At 33.7% G+C, this 18594-nt stretch carries 15 protein-coding genes; 11 read left to right on the plus strand and 4 right to left on the minus strand.

All coding sequences use genetic code 11. From position 1 onward, the window contains the following. Positions 1-39: 39 nt before the first annotated feature. Positions 40-1368 (minus strand): S-layer homology domain-containing protein, encoded by a 1329-nt coding sequence (locus BMF77_RS00420; protein ID WP_148759777.1) that lies wholly within the window; start codon positions 1366-1368, stop codon positions 40-42. Between the two features lie 782 nt (positions 1369-2150). On the opposite strand from BMF77_RS00420, the gene BMF77_RS00425 reads away from it, so the two are divergent. After that, positions 2151-4652 (plus strand): AAA-like domain-containing protein, encoded by a 2502-nt coding sequence (locus BMF77_RS00425; RefSeq protein ID WP_148759779.1) that lies wholly within the window; start codon positions 2151-2153, stop codon positions 4650-4652. Positions 4653-5005: 353 nt separating this feature from the next. On the opposite strand, the gene BMF77_RS00435 is transcribed toward BMF77_RS00425, so the two are convergent. Then, positions 5006-5308, minus strand: coding sequence for a type II toxin-antitoxin system RelE/ParE family toxin (locus BMF77_RS00435; RefSeq protein WP_148759781.1), 303 nt, complete (start codon positions 5306-5308; stop codon positions 5006-5008). Continuing rightward, positions 5305-5598 carry a hypothetical protein gene (locus BMF77_RS00440; RefSeq protein ID WP_015078248.1) on the minus strand — a complete coding sequence of 98 codons (294 nt, stop codon included), beginning with the start codon at positions 5596-5598 and terminating at the stop codon, positions 5305-5307. Before BMF77_RS00440 ends, BMF77_RS00435 begins: the two co-directional genes overlap by 4 nt. Before the next feature lie 139 nt (positions 5599-5737). Here BMF77_RS00440 and BMF77_RS00445 point away from each other — a divergent pair, with 139 nt between their 5' ends. The 7 genes from BMF77_RS00445 (at position 5738) to BMF77_RS00480 (ending at position 11123) form a co-directional block, all read left to right on the plus strand. Then, positions 5738-5968, plus strand: a complete 231-nt coding sequence (locus BMF77_RS00445; protein WP_148759783.1) for an addiction module protein — start codon at positions 5738-5740, stop codon at positions 5966-5968. A gap of 212 nt (positions 5969-6180) precedes the next feature. Continuing rightward, the gene (locus tag BMF77_RS00455) at positions 6181-6447 is read left to right on the plus strand and encodes a prevent-host-death family protein (RefSeq protein WP_148759785.1); all 267 of its coding nucleotides are present in this window, start codon (positions 6181-6183) and stop codon (positions 6445-6447) included. Continuing rightward, complete coding sequence (locus tag BMF77_RS00460) at positions 6444-6761, plus strand: type II toxin-antitoxin system RelE/ParE family toxin (protein ID WP_148759787.1); 318 nt, start codon at positions 6444-6446, stop codon at positions 6759-6761. Before BMF77_RS00455 ends, BMF77_RS00460 begins: the two co-directional genes overlap by 4 nt. A 149-nt stretch (positions 6762-6910) precedes the next feature. Beyond that, the gene (locus BMF77_RS00465; RefSeq protein ID WP_148759789.1) at positions 6911-8731 is read left to right on the plus strand and encodes an AAA-like domain-containing protein; all 1821 of its coding nucleotides are present in this window, start codon (positions 6911-6913) and stop codon (positions 8729-8731) included. 636 nt (positions 8732-9367) lie between these two features. Further along, positions 9368-10573: a histidine kinase gene (locus BMF77_RS00470; RefSeq protein WP_210422272.1), complete on the plus strand. Its 1206-nt coding sequence runs from the start codon at positions 9368-9370 to the stop codon at positions 10571-10573. Between the two features lie 82 nt (positions 10574-10655). Next, positions 10656-10853: a hypothetical protein gene (locus BMF77_RS00475; protein ID WP_148759791.1), complete on the plus strand. Its 198-nt coding sequence runs from the start codon at positions 10656-10658 to the stop codon at positions 10851-10853. Between the two features lie 9 nt (positions 10854-10862). After that, on the plus strand, positions 10863-11123 hold the full coding sequence (locus BMF77_RS00480; protein ID WP_015078241.1) for a chlororespiratory reduction protein 7: 261 nt from the start codon (positions 10863-10865) through the stop codon (positions 11121-11123). 17 nt (positions 11124-11140) lie between these two features. Here the strand turns inward: BMF77_RS00480 and BMF77_RS00485 are convergent, their stop codons facing one another. Further along, a complete protein-coding gene (locus tag BMF77_RS00485; RefSeq protein ID WP_148759793.1) occupies positions 11141-12043 on the minus strand; it encodes a cation diffusion facilitator family transporter in 903 nt (300 codons plus the stop codon). 347 nt (positions 12044-12390) lie between these two features. Here BMF77_RS00485 and BMF77_RS00490 point away from each other — a divergent pair, with 347 nt between their 5' ends. From BMF77_RS00490 to BMF77_RS00500, 3 genes are all read left to right on the plus strand, one after another. Beyond that, a complete protein-coding gene (locus tag BMF77_RS00490) occupies positions 12391-15468 on the plus strand; it encodes a helicase-related protein (RefSeq protein ID WP_148759795.1) in 3078 nt (1025 codons plus the stop codon). A gap of 208 nt (positions 15469-15676) precedes the next feature. Beyond that, entirely contained in the window at positions 15677-17368 is a 1692-nt protein-coding gene (locus tag BMF77_RS00495; protein WP_148759797.1) for a hypothetical protein, read from the plus strand. After that, on the plus strand, positions 17365-18513 hold the full coding sequence (locus BMF77_RS00500) for an Eco57I restriction-modification methylase domain-containing protein (RefSeq protein ID WP_148759799.1): 1149 nt from the start codon (positions 17365-17367) through the stop codon (positions 18511-18513). Before BMF77_RS00495 ends, BMF77_RS00500 begins: the two co-directional genes overlap by 4 nt. Positions 18514-18594: the final 81 nt, after the last annotated feature.

The raw sequence follows: 18594 nt of genomic DNA on the forward strand, positions 1-18594 counted from the left end.
ATTCGGCCTGTCGAATGTTTATTTGATCTAAAATAAAATTCAACTTCTTAATTTTAAAGCTTCCGTTGCTGATATTCCTTCGCCTTGAGTACCGAAATACCATAAAGCTGCACTAGCTTCAGCACGAGTTACAGGTTTTTTGGGTTGAAATAAGGTTGTATAACCAAAAACTCGGCGAATATTTGATTGTTCAGCATTTTGGAAGTCTGCTAAAACTGCTTTTAATGCTTTCGGTTCAATGTTACCTGCATCTTGAAAACCCCAAGTTTGTTTAACGGCTTCCAAATTGGCTGCGGGTAAGGCTTGGCGAGTATCTAAAGGAACTTTCCATAAAATCAATTGCTCTCGCGTCAAGGGTGCATCAGGACGAAATAAAACCGCTGTGGCATCTCCAGACAAAGCACTGGGAATTAAACCTGCTTCGGCTAATCCCTGAATGACTGGAAAATCTGGATCTTTAGTTAAGATATCCCTAAAAGCTGGTTGAGTGCTGGGGGATGCTAACCGGATTTGTTTGGCTGGATTATTCGCATACATGGCATTATTAGCTGCAACTAACCAGCGGGCATATTCCCGACGGGTGATAATTTTATCAGGAAGAAATTCGTTGGTTTTCGGTTCAATGGATAAAATACCTAATGTAGCTAAATCTTGAATGTGCGATCGCCATTCGGGTGGTGCTTTCTGAATATCACTGAATTCCTGAGTTGTTAAGGTTTCCGGTTGGGTCGTTGGCTGTAGGGTTGGCTGGGTGACTACGTTAGTATTATCAGTTTTAGGTAATACTGGACCGATAAATTCAGAATTATCTGCTGGTGTAACTGGGTTAGTTGATGTGTCCTTAGAATTAGATGAATATTCAATTACTAATTTAGTAGCAGTTTGCGGTTGATTGGGTTCAGCTTTGGTGACGGTTTGTGGTTTAATTGTGACATTGATGAGTAGATCATTGCGTCGGGCGGAAAAAGCCCCATCTACATCATCTTGAGGCTGTTGGACAATTTGCCAGTTTTTAGCCTGAAATTGCTGGCGGTAAAAGCTGGTAATTAAATTACTAGGATCTGCACTTTGCCACCGAATTGATATTTTATTTTCCGAATTAGCTGGTGTAATTTCCTCTAGTTTGGCGTTGGGATAAATGGGTATATCTGCGGGAAAATCAGCCGGTAATTTAATTGTTGATGTGTTGGGGTTTGGTGTTATTTGCTGACTCTGAGATTTGCCAAAGGGAACAGGATTATTTTGCAACTGAGGGTCAGCCGCTAATGATTGTTCTAGGTTTTTAGCAGATTGACTGTTAGCACAGGCTGTTAAGGATAGTAAAACAGCTAAACTCAGGAATACAGCAGGGTAGTTACGGGAAAACACAAAGAAATCACAAATTGATTTTCACCTTCTACACTAGCATTTTTGGGGCTTGGTAGTCAGCCAGGGAGTAAATTCCCTGTCTTAAAGTTAAAGTCGGTTAAAACCGACTGTTTTTGGTTTCTTTTTCACTCGCTGGAAGAAGGGATGCGTTTTTAGTGTGAACTACCTACACTTCCCTTGCGGGTAAGTATAGGCTTCCTACCCAGTTAACAGCTTTTTGCTCTTCGAGAACAACAAGACTTATGTTAAGGCGATAGGCTGACCCCTCGTTCCAAAGGCAAAATCAAGGTTAATCAACAAAAATGATCATGTATCTAGCTTGGTTATCGCTATTCTCTCGCCTTGCCGAGATATTCAATTCATAACACAAATTTTGGGAATTGTCTCCATGTTTTCCTTCCTTGCTGTCGCGTTGGTCGGAAAACCGTCGTCAATTCACGCGCCATTCATCCCCCGCTGCCCTATCGGGTCAGACGTGGGGCTTCTGTCGGTTAAGCTAAACCTTTACACATCTATGTGTTTCATATATCCTAGTTATCAACCCAAGTTGCTAGTTATCTAGTTAAAGCTGGTAATTGGTGATAAAATATCAGTCTTAATCCTGTTCATCCTTAAATCCTGTAAATCCTGATAGCGAAGCGTGGCGTTAGCCATTTTTGACAATTTCCCTAACTAGCAACTTACGTTATTAGACATCTCTATAAATTAAATGTGCATATCCTAGAAGTTTTTTAGAGACTTTTTATGGAACATCTCTACTATTATCCATTGATTATAAAACCATGACTTCCCAAAATTATCAATATCAATTTGGTGGTAGTCTTCCTCCAAATGCACCCACCTACGTCACACGCAAAGCAGATGAGGATTTATATCAAGCCGTGAAAGCGGGAGAGTTTTGTTTTGTCTTGAACTCTCGACAAATGGGTAAATCAAGTTTGCGAGTTCGCACCATGCAAAGATTACAACTTGAAGAAATTGCTTGTGTGGCTATTGATTTAACTGCTATTGGCACATCAGGGCTAAATTCTGAACAATGGTATAATGGCATTATTAATCATATTTCTGAAAGTTTAAAGTTAGAGAATAAATTTGATTTAGATGCTTTATGGGAAGAAAATAAACGACTTTCTAATGTGCAGGTTTTTGGTAAGTTTATTGATCAAGTTTTAAAATTAGTTCCTACACAAATAGTAATTTTTATTGATGAAATTGATAGTATTCTCAGTTTGAATTTTCCTGTTGATGATTTCTTTGCTTTAATTCGTGCCTTTTTTAATCAAAGAGTTGACAATTCTGAATATAACCGTATTAACTTTGTATTGTTGGGAGTTGCTACACCATCAGAATTAATTCAAGATAAAAAACGGACTCCTTTTAATATTGGTAAAGGGATTGAATTAACAGGATTTGAATTTACAGAAGCTTTACCTTTAATAACCGGATTTTCTCACCAAACTAAAAATCCTGAAACTGTACTCAAAGCGGTTTTAGATTGGACGGGAGGACAGCCATTTTTAACTCAGAAAGTTTGTAATTTTATTTGTGAATCTAAAGATGAAATTCCGACGGGAGAAGAAGCTAGTTTTGTAGAAAATTTAGTTAAAAATAAAGTAATTGAAAATTGGGAAGCTCAAGATGAACCGGAACATTTTAGAACCATTCGGGATAGAATCTTAAAAAGAGATGAAAATAAAGCAGCGTATTTATTAGATTTATATCAACAAATTTGGCATTCACAAGGAATTGATACTGATAATAGTATTGAACAAAGTGATTTACAGTTAGCGGGAATTGTTGTTAAAAAGAATGGTAAATTAAAAGTTTATAATCAGATTTATCAGACGATTTTTGATGGTTTATGGATTGAAAAAACTTTAGCTAGTTTACGTCCTTATGCAGAGAATTTTCGACAGTGGTTGTTATCAGGTAAACAGGATAAATCTCGATTATTGCGAGGGGAAGCTTTAGCAGAAGCAGAAACTTGGGTAAAGGATAAAAGTTTAGGTTTTGAAGATAAGGAATTTTTAGCAGCTAGTCGTACACAGGAACAAGAAGAAAAAGCGATAAAAATTGAAGCTGAAGCTAAACAAGAAGCAGAAAGACAATTAGCAATTGCTAAAAAAACAGGAGGATTAGTTTTATCTATTAGTGTATCCTTTGCTGTGTTTTTTGGCATAACCGCATTTATAGCAAAACAAAATGTTTCTAAAATGGAACAGAATGTTTCTAAGATTCGGGAATTATCAGCAGTCGCTTCTCAACTACAACAAAAAAATCAAGTAAATGAAGCCAATCAATTTTTAAATATTGCTGGCTTGGTTTTACAAGATAAAATCAAAAATCAAGAACTTAAAGAAGCTTTATTAGATAGTTCTTTAGTTTTAGGGTATGAATCCTTAAAAACAGAACAGGATAAAAATCCCACCTGGGAAGAAAAATATAAGAAAGCCAAAGAAGATTTTACAAAAAGTATTGAAAAATTACCAAAAGAAAATAATGTTGATAATAAAGACCGTAGTTATTTAGCTACCTTAGTTTATATTTACTATGTAAAAGCGAAAATAAAAGAAAAAAATCAGGCTTTAGCTGATTACAAAACGGCATTAGAGAAATATGATCTTCTCAAATCTCAGTTAAAATCTAATATTGATTTATTTAAGTTAGATCTCAATATTCTCTATAACGGTAATGCTGATATTGTCGCTAATCTTTATCGTCAGCTTAATGATTTGGAGAAAACAAATACAGTTTATTATGAATCTTTAAAAGCACATTTATTAGCTGAATTAGATTATTTAATGCAGCAAAATAGATGGAAAGATGCAGATTCAAAAAATTGGGAGTTTATTTTGGTTTCAGCTAAAAGAGAAAAAGAAGGTTATTTAGAATTAAATAATATTAAAAACTTTAACTGTAATGATTTACGAAAAGTAGATAATTTATGGTTAGAAAACTCAGATAAAAAATTCGGTTATAGCGTCCAAAAAAGGATATATCTGGAAACAGGTAATTCTTTAGATTTTGACTGGAAAAAGGGAGTATTTACAAAATGGAGCGATGAAGGGTATAATAGTTTTGCCGAAAAGGTGGGATGGAAAAAGGGGAAAGAGGAAGGGGGAGACTGGATGAGATATGATGAACTACCCTTATGGGAAGAAAAAGATTTAACTACGTATAAACGTGAGGGTACGTTACCGTCGTTTTGGGTCTTTGAATATGAAATATTATCGGGGGGATTATTCGGGGTACGTTTACTCCTCTCTTCTTGCGGAGACTTGTAGATTTTATCAGGTAAGGCTTTCAGAGTATTATTAAGATTTGTTAAGCATTCATTTTCCACGAAAGAATAGGCTCTCAGAAATTGTCTGAATCAGGATGTCCAGGATTTAAGGATTTACAGGATGAAAACATATATTAGAGGTTGTTTGAAAAGTATTATATGAAACCCATAATCTCCAAAAACCTAACCCCCCTTCCCCCCTTCCCTACAAGGGAATGGGGGTTTTAAAGCCTCTCCCCTAGTAGGGGAGAGGTTTGGAGAGGGGTCTGTTTACACATTAAAAACTTTTAAAACATCCTCTTAGCGTAGGTTGGATAGAACGAAGTGAAACCCAACAAAACTAATACTTTTTAACTACATATCATCGTTTAAAAATTGACTTTCTATGTCTCTAGATTGATGAAAAATTCTGACAATTTCTAAACTTGCAGAATCTTGAATATAAAATATAATATATGGCTTAACAGGAAAACTACGAATTCCTGTTTGTAGTTCGTCTCTTTTCGTTCCCATATTAGGAAATTGAGCTAACATCGGAAATTTATCAAAAATTTGTGCGATTTTTTGGTCTGCTAATATTTCATTTTGTTGACCGAGATAAATCCAAATATCTTCTAAATCTTTTTCTGCTAGTTTTGAAATCCGAAAGTGATTCATTCAGATATTTCTCCTTGTAAACGTTCCCGACCTCGTTCTTTAATTGAAGTTATGAGAGTAGATAAATTATTTTCATCGTATTCTGTATATTCACCGTTTTGGAGTTGTTGAATACCTGCGGCTATATCCTGTTTTAAGGATTCAATATTTTGTGTTTTCTGGTGTTCCGTTAGTCGAGAGTGTTGAATTTTTTCTACTAAGATTTGATATTCTTCTTGAGAAAGTGCAAGGATAATTTGAGAAAGAGAGTCAAGCAGTCGTGTATTAATTGTAGGAATGGGTTGGTTCATAAGGCAATAATGTTAAGAATTAGGTAGCTAGTAAAATTATAGCACAATTTCGTGCTAGTATGACAACGGTATCCTAGTATGAAGTCGCGCTTTGGTCGTGGCATTAGATGACTGCTACATTTTACTGGAATAAATCATCATGCTATCAGTTGAGCAATTAATCCAAGAAGCCTTATCTTTACCCAATGCTACCAGAGTATTTTTAGTAGAAAGACTCATGGAAAGTCTAGAATCTGATATTGATGAAAACACCCAAAATCTATGGAATATAGAAGCTAAAAAACGCCGTGACGAAATTCATAATCATACCGTTGAGTCAATTCCTGGAGAAATAGCTTTATCTCAAGTCAGACGAATTTTAGAAAAATGAAATATAACTTTCATCCTGCGGCTTTAACAGAATACTCAGAAGCCGTCAAATTTTATGCAGAAAATAACATTGAACTAGCACAAAATTTTATCAATGCTGCATAAGCGAATCTAACCGAAGATATCGTTTCTAGAGAATGTGGAGAGCTTGTTCAATTTCTCATGAATGATTTAGAATAGCTAATAGAAATGTAAATTTGGCGATTAACAATAATGACTATCAAAGAATTGCTCTTACAAGAAATTGACAACACCCCCAATGAAATCCTAGAGGATTTATTTAGTTTTTTGCAATCACTGAAAACAGATCCAAAACATCCCTCAAGCATATATCAAGAACTCTTAGAGCGAATTGATTACCTTGAAGCAATAGTAGGTATTCGTAAAGGACTAGATGAGTTTGAGCAAGGTCAAGGAATTCCTGCCGAGGAGGCATTAGCAACCCTAGAAGACAAATTTAATATTCCTCCTCGCTCATGAATTATCAAGTTATTATTCAACCTACAGCCTTTCAAGAAATAGAAACTTCCTATCGTTGGATGTGCGATAATCTGAGTCCTGAAATTGCAAACAATTGGTACTATGAATTTCAAGATACTATCGCATCATTACAAAACTTTCCTAATCGCTGTAGCAAAGCACCAGAATCCAAAGTTATTGGTTGTGAGGTTCGGCAAATATGGATCGGAAAAAAAAGAAAATATCGAGTTTTGTTTGTAGTCATGGAAGATGTTGTCGCAATTCTTCATGTTCGCCACAGTCGCCAATCTTATCGAGGTGAGGAATCTGAGTGATTGTTGTCAACGATCACTTTTGGGGAATATGTGAGTAAACTTACGAAGTATCCCTTAGCAAGGATGGTAGATAAAATCTTGGGTTTTGTTTGTTTTATACCAAAAGTAAGATATAATTCATTACTGATAAACTAATTGTCTTTATTAGTATGGTTTTCAGCTTTCTTCGTAAATTATTCGGTCAAACCCCAAAACCTGAATCCCCAGAAATCACAGGTTTAATCAAAATCTCAGGATGTGAAAACCTCCAACGCAAGGGAGATATAATTTTTGTTCACGGTTTAGGTGGTCACGCAAGGTCAACTTGGCATCCTCAAGAATTAGCAAATGATGATAACTTCTGGTTAATGTGGTTAGCACAAGAACGACCAGATTTAGGAATTTGGTCTTTTGGTTATAATGCTGCACCCTTTGAATGGAAAGGTGCAACAATGCCACTTTTTGACCGTGCTAGTAATTTATTAGAATATTTAACAATTAATGATATTGGCAAATATCCAATTATATTTGTTACTCACAGTATGGGTGGTTTATTAGTCAAAGAAATGCTAAGAAATGCTCAAACTTTTAATAGACAATCAGTTATTAAACAAACTAAAGGTATTGTTTTTTTATCCACTCCTCATACTGGATCTCATTTGGCTAATTTAATTAATAATATTGGTACTCTTGCACGAACTACTGTTAGTGTTGATGAACTAAAATCCCATCTTCCTCAATTGCGTCAACTGAATGAATGGTATCGGCAAAATGTTGATGCAATGGCAATTACTACAAAAGTTTATTATGAAACAAAACCGACTAAAATAGTTTTAGTTGTAGATCCGGATAGTGCTAATCCAGGCATTAAAGATGTGCAACCTACCGCAACAGATGATGATCATATTTCTATCACTAAACCAAAATCACCGGATAATTTAGTTTATAAAGGTGTGAGTCGCTTTATTAAAGAACAGTTGTTAAATATTCCTGAAGAACCAGAAAATCAATCACCTCATATTTCTTCTTTTTATATCCAACGTCCAGAAATTGAAAATAACTGTTATCAAAATATTGTACAACCAGGGGCATTAATCCGCATTAAATCTCCGCGCAAAATGGGTAAAACATATTTGATAAGTCGTATTTTCCATCATATTAAACAAAAAGGATATCGGACAGTTTCTATTAATTTATGGAGTCAGGAAAATCTGACTGACCTCAAAACTTTTTTACAGCGGTTTTGTGCAATTCTGAGTTTAGAGTTAGGAATAGAAGACCAAATAGAGAAATCTTGGAGTAGTCGTCTTGGTAATCAAGATAACTGCACTAATTATTTAAAAAAATATATTTTACCAGCTATTGATAGTCCCTTAGTATTAGGTTTAGATAATATTGATGAAATTTTCCCTTATCCTGAAATTACTCAACAATTTTCTGCTTTATTAAGAGCTTGGCACGAAAAGGCAAAAACTGAAGAAATTTGGCAAAATTTACGGTTAGTAATTGCCCATTCTCAAGAAGTTGATATTTCTATAAATCTTAATCAATCTCCTTTTAATGTGGGTTTGTCTGTGGAAATCGCGGAATTTAACACTACACAAATAAAGGAATTAGTTAAACAATACAGTTTAAGTTTTTCAGATACAGAAATAAACCAATTAAAAGAAATGATTGATGGTCATCCTTATTTATTAACAACTGCACTTGGTGAAATTGCTAAGGGTAATTTCACTTTATCAAAATTTCTGGAAATTGCCCCCACTAATCAAAGTCCTTATGGCAAGTTTTTAAATTTCTATGTTTCTGAATTAGAAAAAGATAAGTTGTTAAAAGCGGCAATGCAGCAAGTAATTAATAGTGATATTCCTATTCAAATAGATTCTACTCAAGCTTTAAAATTACGCAGTTTGGGGTTAATTGAATTTAAAGGAAATGAAGTACAATGTCTTTGTGATTTATATCGGCTTTATTTTCGAGAGCGTCTATAGCGGTTATCGGTTGGATGCAATACAACTGTAGGGTGCGTCAGATATCAATAATTTGTTTATTTGCAGGATTTATGCAGTCTGACGCACCCTACCAATGTGCCAGTTACGTAAATGATAATATAGTCTAAATTTATACTTTTTGTGGTTAATAAAATATTGCTTTGCAACGCCAAAAGCGGCGACTATAGGTTTTGAGGAATTGATAGAAAGTTTTCGCCAATGGTTTGAAGTGGTAAGCTGGGAATAAGGCAACTCTGCGGCTGTTTGTAAGAATTGATGGACGGCTTAGAGATGATTTAATGCTTTCACACTAGAGCATCTTCCCCGCGTGAGCGAGACGCTCACACTACAGTCCATCATTTTTATCTTGACAAACTACTAGGGCTATTTTTTGGGTTCTGTAAATAATTGCGAAAGGAGGTGACGATAGGTTCAACAATTCCTGACTAGAAGCCTAGTAGCTGTAAAAGTAAGAGCAAATGGCAGCAAAATTCCGAAAAAATCCGTTTCCACCCAAAAACCTAGATCGAATTGGAGTAGGAAGAATCTAAAATAGATATTAAATTAGAAAAACAACGGCCATTAAGCAACGTTAGTCCATTTTACTCTATGTAAAGCGTCCCCAGGTTGTTACCAGTGCTGAAACAAGATGTCATGCAAGTTTCCCAGGATCAGCCTATTTATGCTGAAGCTCCTCTCCAGTTATTGCTATTTGTTGATGGACGGCCTCAGTCTCGTCAACAAGTGCAGCAAATTCGGGTTTATTTAAAAGAATTAGAGGCTGGGTATAGTTTTGAACTACAAATTATTGATGTTGGACAACAACCCTATTTAGCGGAACATTTTAAGTTAGTAGCAACCCCTGCTCTAGTTAAGATTCATCCCGAACCTCAACAAACTATTGCTGGTACTAATATTATTCCACAATTAAAAATTTGGTGGCCGCGTTGGCAACACGCTGTTGGCACTTTTTTGAAATTACAGGCAGATAAACAGGAATGTTTGGATGAAAAGAGTCAGGTGATTTCGCCTAAATCTACCATTCATTCTGTTGCTACTTCGGCCGAGGCAATTCAACTAGGGGATGAAATTTTTCGTCTGAAGCAGGAAAAGGAGAGACTGCAAGAACAGCTACTGTTTAAAGACCGAGTAATTGCGATTTTAGCACATGATCTCCGTAATCCTCTCACGGCTGCGGCGATCGCTATTGAAACTCTTCAATCTAATTACAATCCAGATACAGGGGGATTTCAACGTCTGAAATCTGGTTTGGCTATACATTTATTAAAACAGGCTCGGACGCAAACCAAGATCATTGATCGGATGATTGCTGATTTGTTACAAGCTGGGCGGGGTGACGATACAGAATTGCCAATCGTACCACAAAAGTTACAATTAGGGGAAATTTGTTTACAGGTATTAGAGGAATTGAGCGATCGCTATATTGCTAAATCTCAAACGGTAGAAACAGATATTCCCCAAGATTTACCCTCTGTTTATGCTGATCCTGAACGAATTCGCCAAGTCCTGGTTAATCTTTTAGATAACGCCATCAAATATACACCGTCTGGTGGCATAATTACAGTGGCGGGACTCCATCGCACTAGCCAAAAAGTGCAATTTACGATTGGTGATACAGGCCCTGGTATTCCCGAAGAAAACCGCGATCGCATTTTTGAGAATCTTTTCCGTCTCCAACGTGATCAAAGTACAGATGGATATGGAATTGGTCTTTGTTTATGTCAACGCATTATCCGCGCCCATTACGGTCAAATTTGGGTAGATTCATCTCCCCACGGTGGTGCATGGTTTCATTTTACAATGCCAGTATATCCATCTTAGTCAGTTGTCAGTTGTCAGTTGTCAGTAGGGGCGAAGCATTTGGAAGATAAATTATCGGTCATTGCCAAAAATAGTTCTCCAAATGCTTCGCCCGTACAGTTGTCAGTTGTCAGTTGTCAGTGGTAAAACTATCACCAATTACCAATTACCAATTACCAATTACCAATTACCAATTACCAATTACCAATTACCAATTACCAATTACCAATTACCAATTACCAATTACCAATTACCAATTACCAATTACCAATTACCAATTACCAAATTACCAAATTACTAATTACTAAAAATGCCAAATCAATTAATGTATCAGCAGGACGATTTTGTTGTTTTGGAAACAAATCAACCAGAACAATTTCTGACAGTGGCGGAATTATTAATCAAGCTGGAAAAAACTTTATCACAAATTGCATTCGCGGATTTACCGCTGGATGTGCAAAAATTTGAGTCTGTTAGCGAACAAGCACAATATTTGCTGGATACAAGTTGTAATTTAGATGTGGGTCCTGGAGAATATTTACAGTGGTATGCGGTGCGGTTGGAAAAATAAAATTATTTGCTACCAAATTATGTTTGTTCGGCTTCAAAGGTGATGCGCTCAGATTGATATGCAGGTGGCTCAACATGAATTAAAATCCTCACAGGATGAAAACGTTGTTCTAGTTGTTTTTCAACTTCTTCTGTGATATTGTGAGCCGTTTCTACATCTGGTGCATCAACAATTAAGTGCATTTCTATAAACACTTGACGACCAATGACACCGCGGGAAGCGATATCATGACAGTTAATTACACCGGGGACAGAAACTGCAATTGTATGAATAGTTTCCGGGGCTATGGCCATTTGATCCACAAGCCAGGGCAAATTCTCGGTTAGAACTGACCAACCACTCCAAAATACCAGTAAAGCTACTGGGAAAGCTAGTGCTACATCTAACCACTGATAACCCAGCCACACACCAATTAAACCACCAATAACGGAGATTGTCACCCAAACATCACTCATGGTATGGGTAGCATCAGCGATTAAAATGGAACTACCTACTCTTTTTCCCACATTCCGTTCATAAAAGGCGACAAAAATATTTATTCCTAACACAATCAGTAATAACCACAATTCTGAAGGTGATACTTTTACAGGTTCGCCACCTTTGAGAATTCTTTCTACTGCACCTTGGACAATTTCAAAACAAGCTATTCCTAAAAATGCAGCTATCCCCAAAGCGCCTAGTGCTTCAAATTTATTATGCCCATAAGGATGCTCTCGATCTGGCAATGGTGAAGAAAACTTAATAGCAACTAAGCCTAAGACATTATTGGCACTATCAGTCACACTATGTAAAGCATCAGCCAGCAAACTTAAAGAACCTGTCCAATGACCCACAAGGACTTTTAAGCCCATGACAAATACGTTAAGCAGTAGGGTGATAATTAAAACTTTTCTTACTTCCGTGCGGTTATCGTAAATCATATATTAATCTTTTGTTAATCTTGTGTGATTTGTGAAAAAAAAGACTAGAGAATTTGTTTTCTTTAACTATTGCTGTACAACAATAGGTATTTATTTCTAGGAATAAATATACAGGAAATATGTCAAAAACTGCTTATTAAGAATTTATCTCTTTATTGAACAAAAAGGAACAGTATTTAGAGCAGTTTTAAATTAATGTCTAAACTATGATTTTTGTGATTTTGATGATTTTTATGATGAATCCCTCATCTTTATCAAAATAATCCTACAAATCATAGTTTGGACGTTTTTTCTCATCTTCATCAAAATAATCTTAAAAATCATAGTTTGGACAGTTAAACATAAATATGTCAACAAAATTTTTCACTAATAGCGAAGAAAATACCCTAATTAAGAAGTTTGAAGGAGTGTTTACATATAATCCTAATATTCAATATTTTGATGCTTTGGTAGGCTATTTTAGAGCATCTGGTTATTTTAGAATTAGACCGTTTTTAGACAAAGTTCCCCAGATTAGAATATTAGTAGGAATTAATGTTGATAAAATGCTGGCTTATGCTCAAAAATCTGGACTGGAATTTTTTAAACATGAGGAAAGGACAAGAGCAGATTTTATTCAGGAAATTCAAAAAGATATTGAAAATGCTAATTATGATCAAGAGACTGAACAAGGGATTTTACAATTTATTGATGACATAATTCAAGGCAAAATTCAAGTCAAAGCACATCCAGAAAAAAAGATTCATGCGAAAGTTTATATTTTACGTCCTGAACCTTTTAACCAACATACACCAGCTACAGCAATAACTGGTTCTTCTAATCTCACAGATGCCGGTCTTGGTGGGGGCAATTTTTATAATTATGAGTTTAATGTGCAATTAACAGAATATGATGATGTCCAATTTGCGACTACAGAATTTGAGAAACTTTGGGTTGAATCTGTTGATATATTACCAGTTGATATTAAAGATATCACTAAAGAAACTTATTTGAATGCAGAAACCACTCCCTTTGAATTATATATAAAATTGCTAAGTGAATATTTTAGTGATAATATTAATTATGATGCTGATTCCATTGGTGATTTACCCGAAAAATTTAAAAAACTTTCTTATCAAGTTGATGCTGTAAATCAAGGTTTTAATATGTTGATTAAGCACAATGGCTTTATCTTAGCTGACGTGGTGGGATTAGGTAAAACCGTAATTGCAGCTATGGTAGCTAAAAAGTTTTTAATGGAAAATGGCAGAAATAATACTAAAATATTAGTTGTTTATCCTCCAGCAGTAGAAAAGAACTGGAAAAACACTTTCAAATATTTTAATATTGACAAATATACCAAGTTTATCACTAATGGTAGTCTTGATAAGATATTAACACAACATCAAGATTATTGGAACAAGGAAGAATATGATTTAGTGATAGTTGACGAAGCCCATAAATTTCGTCACCATAAAACTGGTGCTTTTCAAAACTTGCAATTAATTTGTAAAAGTCCCAGAGTAAATCAGGGTTTGATTCCCGGTAATCAGAAAAAAGTAATTTTAGTATCTGCGACACCTTTAAATAATCGTCCAGATGACATTTTTTATCAAATCCAAATGTTTCAAGACGCTAGACAGTCAACTTTACCAATTACAAATTTAACTGCTTTTTTCAATCCTTTAATGGAACAGTATAAAAGTTTGAAAAGATTTGAAGAATTAGATGTTAATAAACTGAGAATGATTTATGGAGAAATTAGAACCAAGGTAATTGAACCTATTACTATTAGAAGAACTAGAACAGATTTAGAAAATATTATTGAATATAAATCAGATTTAGCAGCACAAGGAATTATATTTCCTCAAGTAGAACCACCGCAAAAAGTGGAATATCTCATGGATGAAAAATTAAATGAGTTATTTCATAAAACTGTGATTTGTCTGACTGGTAAAGAACAACTTACATATAGTCGTTATCAAGCTATAGCGGGTTTAAATCCAGAAATTCAAAGTAAGTATTATGAAAATGCGGAAACGGTTTCTAAATCCTTAGCATTTATCATGAAAACCCAATTAGTGAAAAGATTAGAAAGTAGTTTTTATGCTTTTAAAAAATCATTAACTAATTTTCAACAAGCTACAGATAGAATGATTACTATGTTTGCTAATGATAAGATATTTATAGCACCTGATACCAATATTAATAAGTTATTAGATAAAGGTTGGAGTGAGGAAGAAATTGAAAAAGAAATTGAGAGACTAAGTGAAGAAAATCTTAAAAATCAAACTTTTAAAAGCACGGATTTTAAACCTGATTTTATTGAGAGTTTAGAGAAAGATTCTCAAATTTTACAAGAATTGGTAAAAGATTGGAACGCTATAGAAAATGATCCAAAATTAGATGTATTTATTGCTAAATTAAATAACCTATTTTTTGATAAGAAAACCAATTTAGAAGGTAAATTAGTTATATTCTCCGAATCAAAAGATACTGTTGATTATTTATCACAGGCTTTAAAAGATAAATTTAGAAAAGATATATTAGTAGTTTCTAGTGAAAATAGAAAACAGCTTTATGATACCATTGTTACTAATTTTGATGCTAATTGTGCGGTAGATAAACAAGTGAATGATTACAGCATTATTATTACTACAGAAGTTTTAGCCGAAGGTGTAAATTTACATCGTTCTAATGTGATTATTCACTATGATACACCTTGGAACTCAACTAAATTAATGCAGAGAATTGGACGAATTAATCGGATTGGTACAAAAGCAAATGCGATTTATAATTATGTTTTTTATCCCTCAGCACAAGGGGATTCACAAATTCAGTTAAACAAAACTGCTTTTATGAAAATTCAGGCTTTTCATACTGCATTTGGGGAGGATAATCAAGTATTTTCCACTGATGAAATTTTAGATGAGGTGAAACTTTTTAGCGGAAATTATCAGGAAGAACAAGACGAAAGATTAAAATTTCTGTACTTTTTACGCAACTTTAGAAAAAAACATCAAGCTTGGTTTGATAAAATCAAAAAAATTCCGTTAAAATCCAGAGTTGGAAGAAGTTCCACCACAATTAAAAAACCTGATTTACAAAATGGTACGATTGCATTTTTAAAGACGGATAAAAAGTTTGAATTTTATTGGATAGATAGTAATAACCAACCCAAAGAAATTACACCTTTAGCAGCATTTAAAATATTTGAAGCTGAGGAAAATGAAAAAAATTGTGAATTGATTACTAATCATCATGATCATGTGAATCAAGCTATTGAACATTTTGAAAATCTTGAACATAAGTTGGTACAATCACAAATAGATCCAGAAGCGTTAGGTAGTGTAGCCCAAAATGCTAAAAAGTTCCTGTCTCAATTATTAATCATCCTAAAATCACGGAAAAACAAAGGGAAAATATTAAGAAAATTATCACTCTAATTGATATAGGAAAATACACTAATTTACCCGCTGATGTTGACAAGTTGCAAAAGAAAAAGTTAAAATTAGATACTGCTATTTTAGAACTTGATAAAATTGCCCAAAAATATAGTGTAGATTCATCCAATGTCCAAAAAGGAGACAAAAGAAAGGTTGAGAAACCAGTATTAATCATTTCTGAATCTTTTGAATAATTTTAGGAAAATTTATGAAAAAACAACAAATTCAAGACCTATTTAATCAACGTTACAATCAAGCTACATGGAAGCAATTTTTGGGACAAGCATTTGCTAATGTGCAATTATTATCAACTCCTGAAAACTTGACAGTTATTGATCATCATGTTGCTGCTAATGCTCAAAAATTAGGCTATATATCACTTGATGAAAATGGTATTGAGAGACAAATTGCAGTTTATGAAGTAACTCTAGCAGATGGAATTATTTTAGAACGTAATCGGGTAGGATTAAGAAATTTATTGCGTAAATATTGGAAAAATATTGATGCTGCTTTTATTGTTTATCATCATCCAGAAAGTGTAAATTGGCGGTTTACTTACGTTTCTGAATTGACGGGTTATGACGCAGAGGGTGAATTTATTCAAATTAAAACCGAACCTAAACGCTATACTTATATATTAGGTGAGGGTGAAAGTACCAGAACTGCGGTAGAACGGTTTGAACGGATTATTAATAAAGGTAATAAAGTTAGTTTAGATGATGTCAAAGAAGCGTTTTCTGTAGAGAAACTTTCTAAAACATTTTTTGATGAATATAAAAAGCATTATGATGGTTTTTGTAAATATATGGTTTCCCAACCTGGTATTTCTCAAACTATCTTTAAGGGTGATGAAAAAGCTATTCGTGATTTTAGTAAAAAATTATTAGGAAGGATTGTCTTTTTATATTTTATCCAGAAAAAAGGCTGGTTGGGTGTACCAGAAAATGAAGATTGGGGAAAAGGTGATCATCATTTTTTAACTAATCAATTTCAGAATTTTACCCATAAGGAACTTTTTTATCAAGATTTTTTATCTGTGCTATTTTTTGATACTTTAAATGCAAAACGTCCTGATGATTTGATTGAACTTGGTGAAAATAAACTTTGTAGAATACCCTATTTAAATGGGGGTTTATTTGAGGAAGATAATCCAAAATATCGCAGTTTAATTTTTGATGATCATTTATTTGCAAATCTTTTTAACTTTTTTGATCAGTATAATTTTACTATTTATGAAGATGATCCTTATGATCATACCATAGCTGTTGACCCGGAAATGTTGGGACATATTTTTGAGAATTTGCTAGAAGATAATAAAGATAAGGGTGCATATTACACCCCGAAAGAAATTGTCCATTATATGTGTCAAGAAAGTTTGATTGAATATCTAAATACCTATTGTCTAAACTATGATTTTTCTGATTTAGGGATTACCTTGATAGAAGAAACTCAAAAGGAATTGATTACACAATTCATCAAAAAGAAAGAAATCAATCTAGATATTCTCGAAAAATCAAGCAAATCAAAGGAATCCTCTAAATCATGGTTCAGACATTTGAATATTGCATTGGATAATGTAAAGATTTGTGATCCTGCTATTGGTTCGGGTGCTTTTACTATGGGTTTGTTACACGAAATATTTACCGCAAAACAAACTCTACATACTTTTGAATTCGGGAATACGACTAATTTTAATGCTTCGGATGTGAAGTTGAATATTATCCAAAATAGTATTTATGGGGTAGATATTGAACGCGGTGCTGTGGATATTGCTAGATTGCGTTTTTGGTTAAGTTTAATAGTAGATGAACCTGAACCCAAAGCATTACCTAATCTTGATTATAAAATTGTGGTGGGTAGTAGTTTGGTGATGATATTATTGATATTGATTGGGAAATGAAAGATGTTACACAAGGAAGTATTTTAGTTGATGTTTACCAACCTCAAGCAATTTTAAGGAAAATTAGTGATAAACAAATGCAGTTTTTTAGTCCAGATAGCGATAAGAAAAAATTAGCTGCTGATATCCGTGATTTGAAAATTGATTTGTTGATAAGTCAATTACAATTGATGATTAAAACTAAAGGTATGGAAGATAAACCCACTGGTAAGGGTAAAACTTTAACTAAGCAAACTGAGGTTTATTTGCAAACTCTTGGTTGGAAACAAAATATTCAGAAACTTAAACAATTAAAAAATCATCCTGATGAGTCTCTTAATTTCTTTGATTGGAAGTTAGATTTTCCTGAAGTTATGAATCAGCAAGTTGTGGAAAATGTGGGGTTTGATATTGTAATTGGTAATCCTCCTTATATTCGTATTCAAGAATTAGATAAACAATCATCTACATATTTTAAAAGTAAATACAAGACTGCATTTAAAAATTATGATATTTATGTCTTATTTGTTGAAAAAGCAGTTGATGATTTAATGAAACCAAGTGGACATATTTGCCTTATTAATCCTACAAAGTTTATTAAAACCGACTATGGTACAAAATTGAAAGAATTTATTTATCAAAATACATTACTAGAAAAATTCATAGATTTAACAGATGTGGAAGTTTTTGATTCTGTAATTACATATACTGGAATTTTCTTGTTATCTAAAAATAAAAAGAACTTTTTTAAATACGTCAAACTTGAATCTAACCAAACAAGTTATTTAAAAAATCTGTCTAAAATTAAGTTTGATAATATTTCATACGATAGAATTCAAGAAAAAACATGGTTGTTAGGTTCTCAGAATTTGCAAATAATTTTTGATAAAATTAATTCTTTTCCTCTATTATCAGAATTTTCAGATATATTTGTTGGATTACAAACAAGTGCTGATCCAGTTTATATATTAGAAATACAAGGAGATAAACTTTACTCAAAACAAACAGGTAAACTTTATCAATTCAATTATGACATTGTGAAGCCTTTACTTAAAGGTGCTGAAATCAAACGCTATTCAACTCCAGATGTAAAATTTTTGTGTATAAACGAAGGAATCGGTATTTATCGTTTGATTGATTTTTTCAGAGTCATCGTGATGGTTTAAATCATTGTCAATAAGTAGACGTTAATGCGAATTTTTGGGTCATTATTGAGATTAAATAGTCCTTATTGATAAGATGCGTTT

The sequence above is a fragment of the Dolichospermum sp. UHCC 0315A genome (assembly GCF_008121535.1).
GTDB classification, from domain to species: Bacteria; Cyanobacteriota; Cyanobacteriia; order Cyanobacteriales; family Nostocaceae; genus Dolichospermum; species Dolichospermum lemmermannii.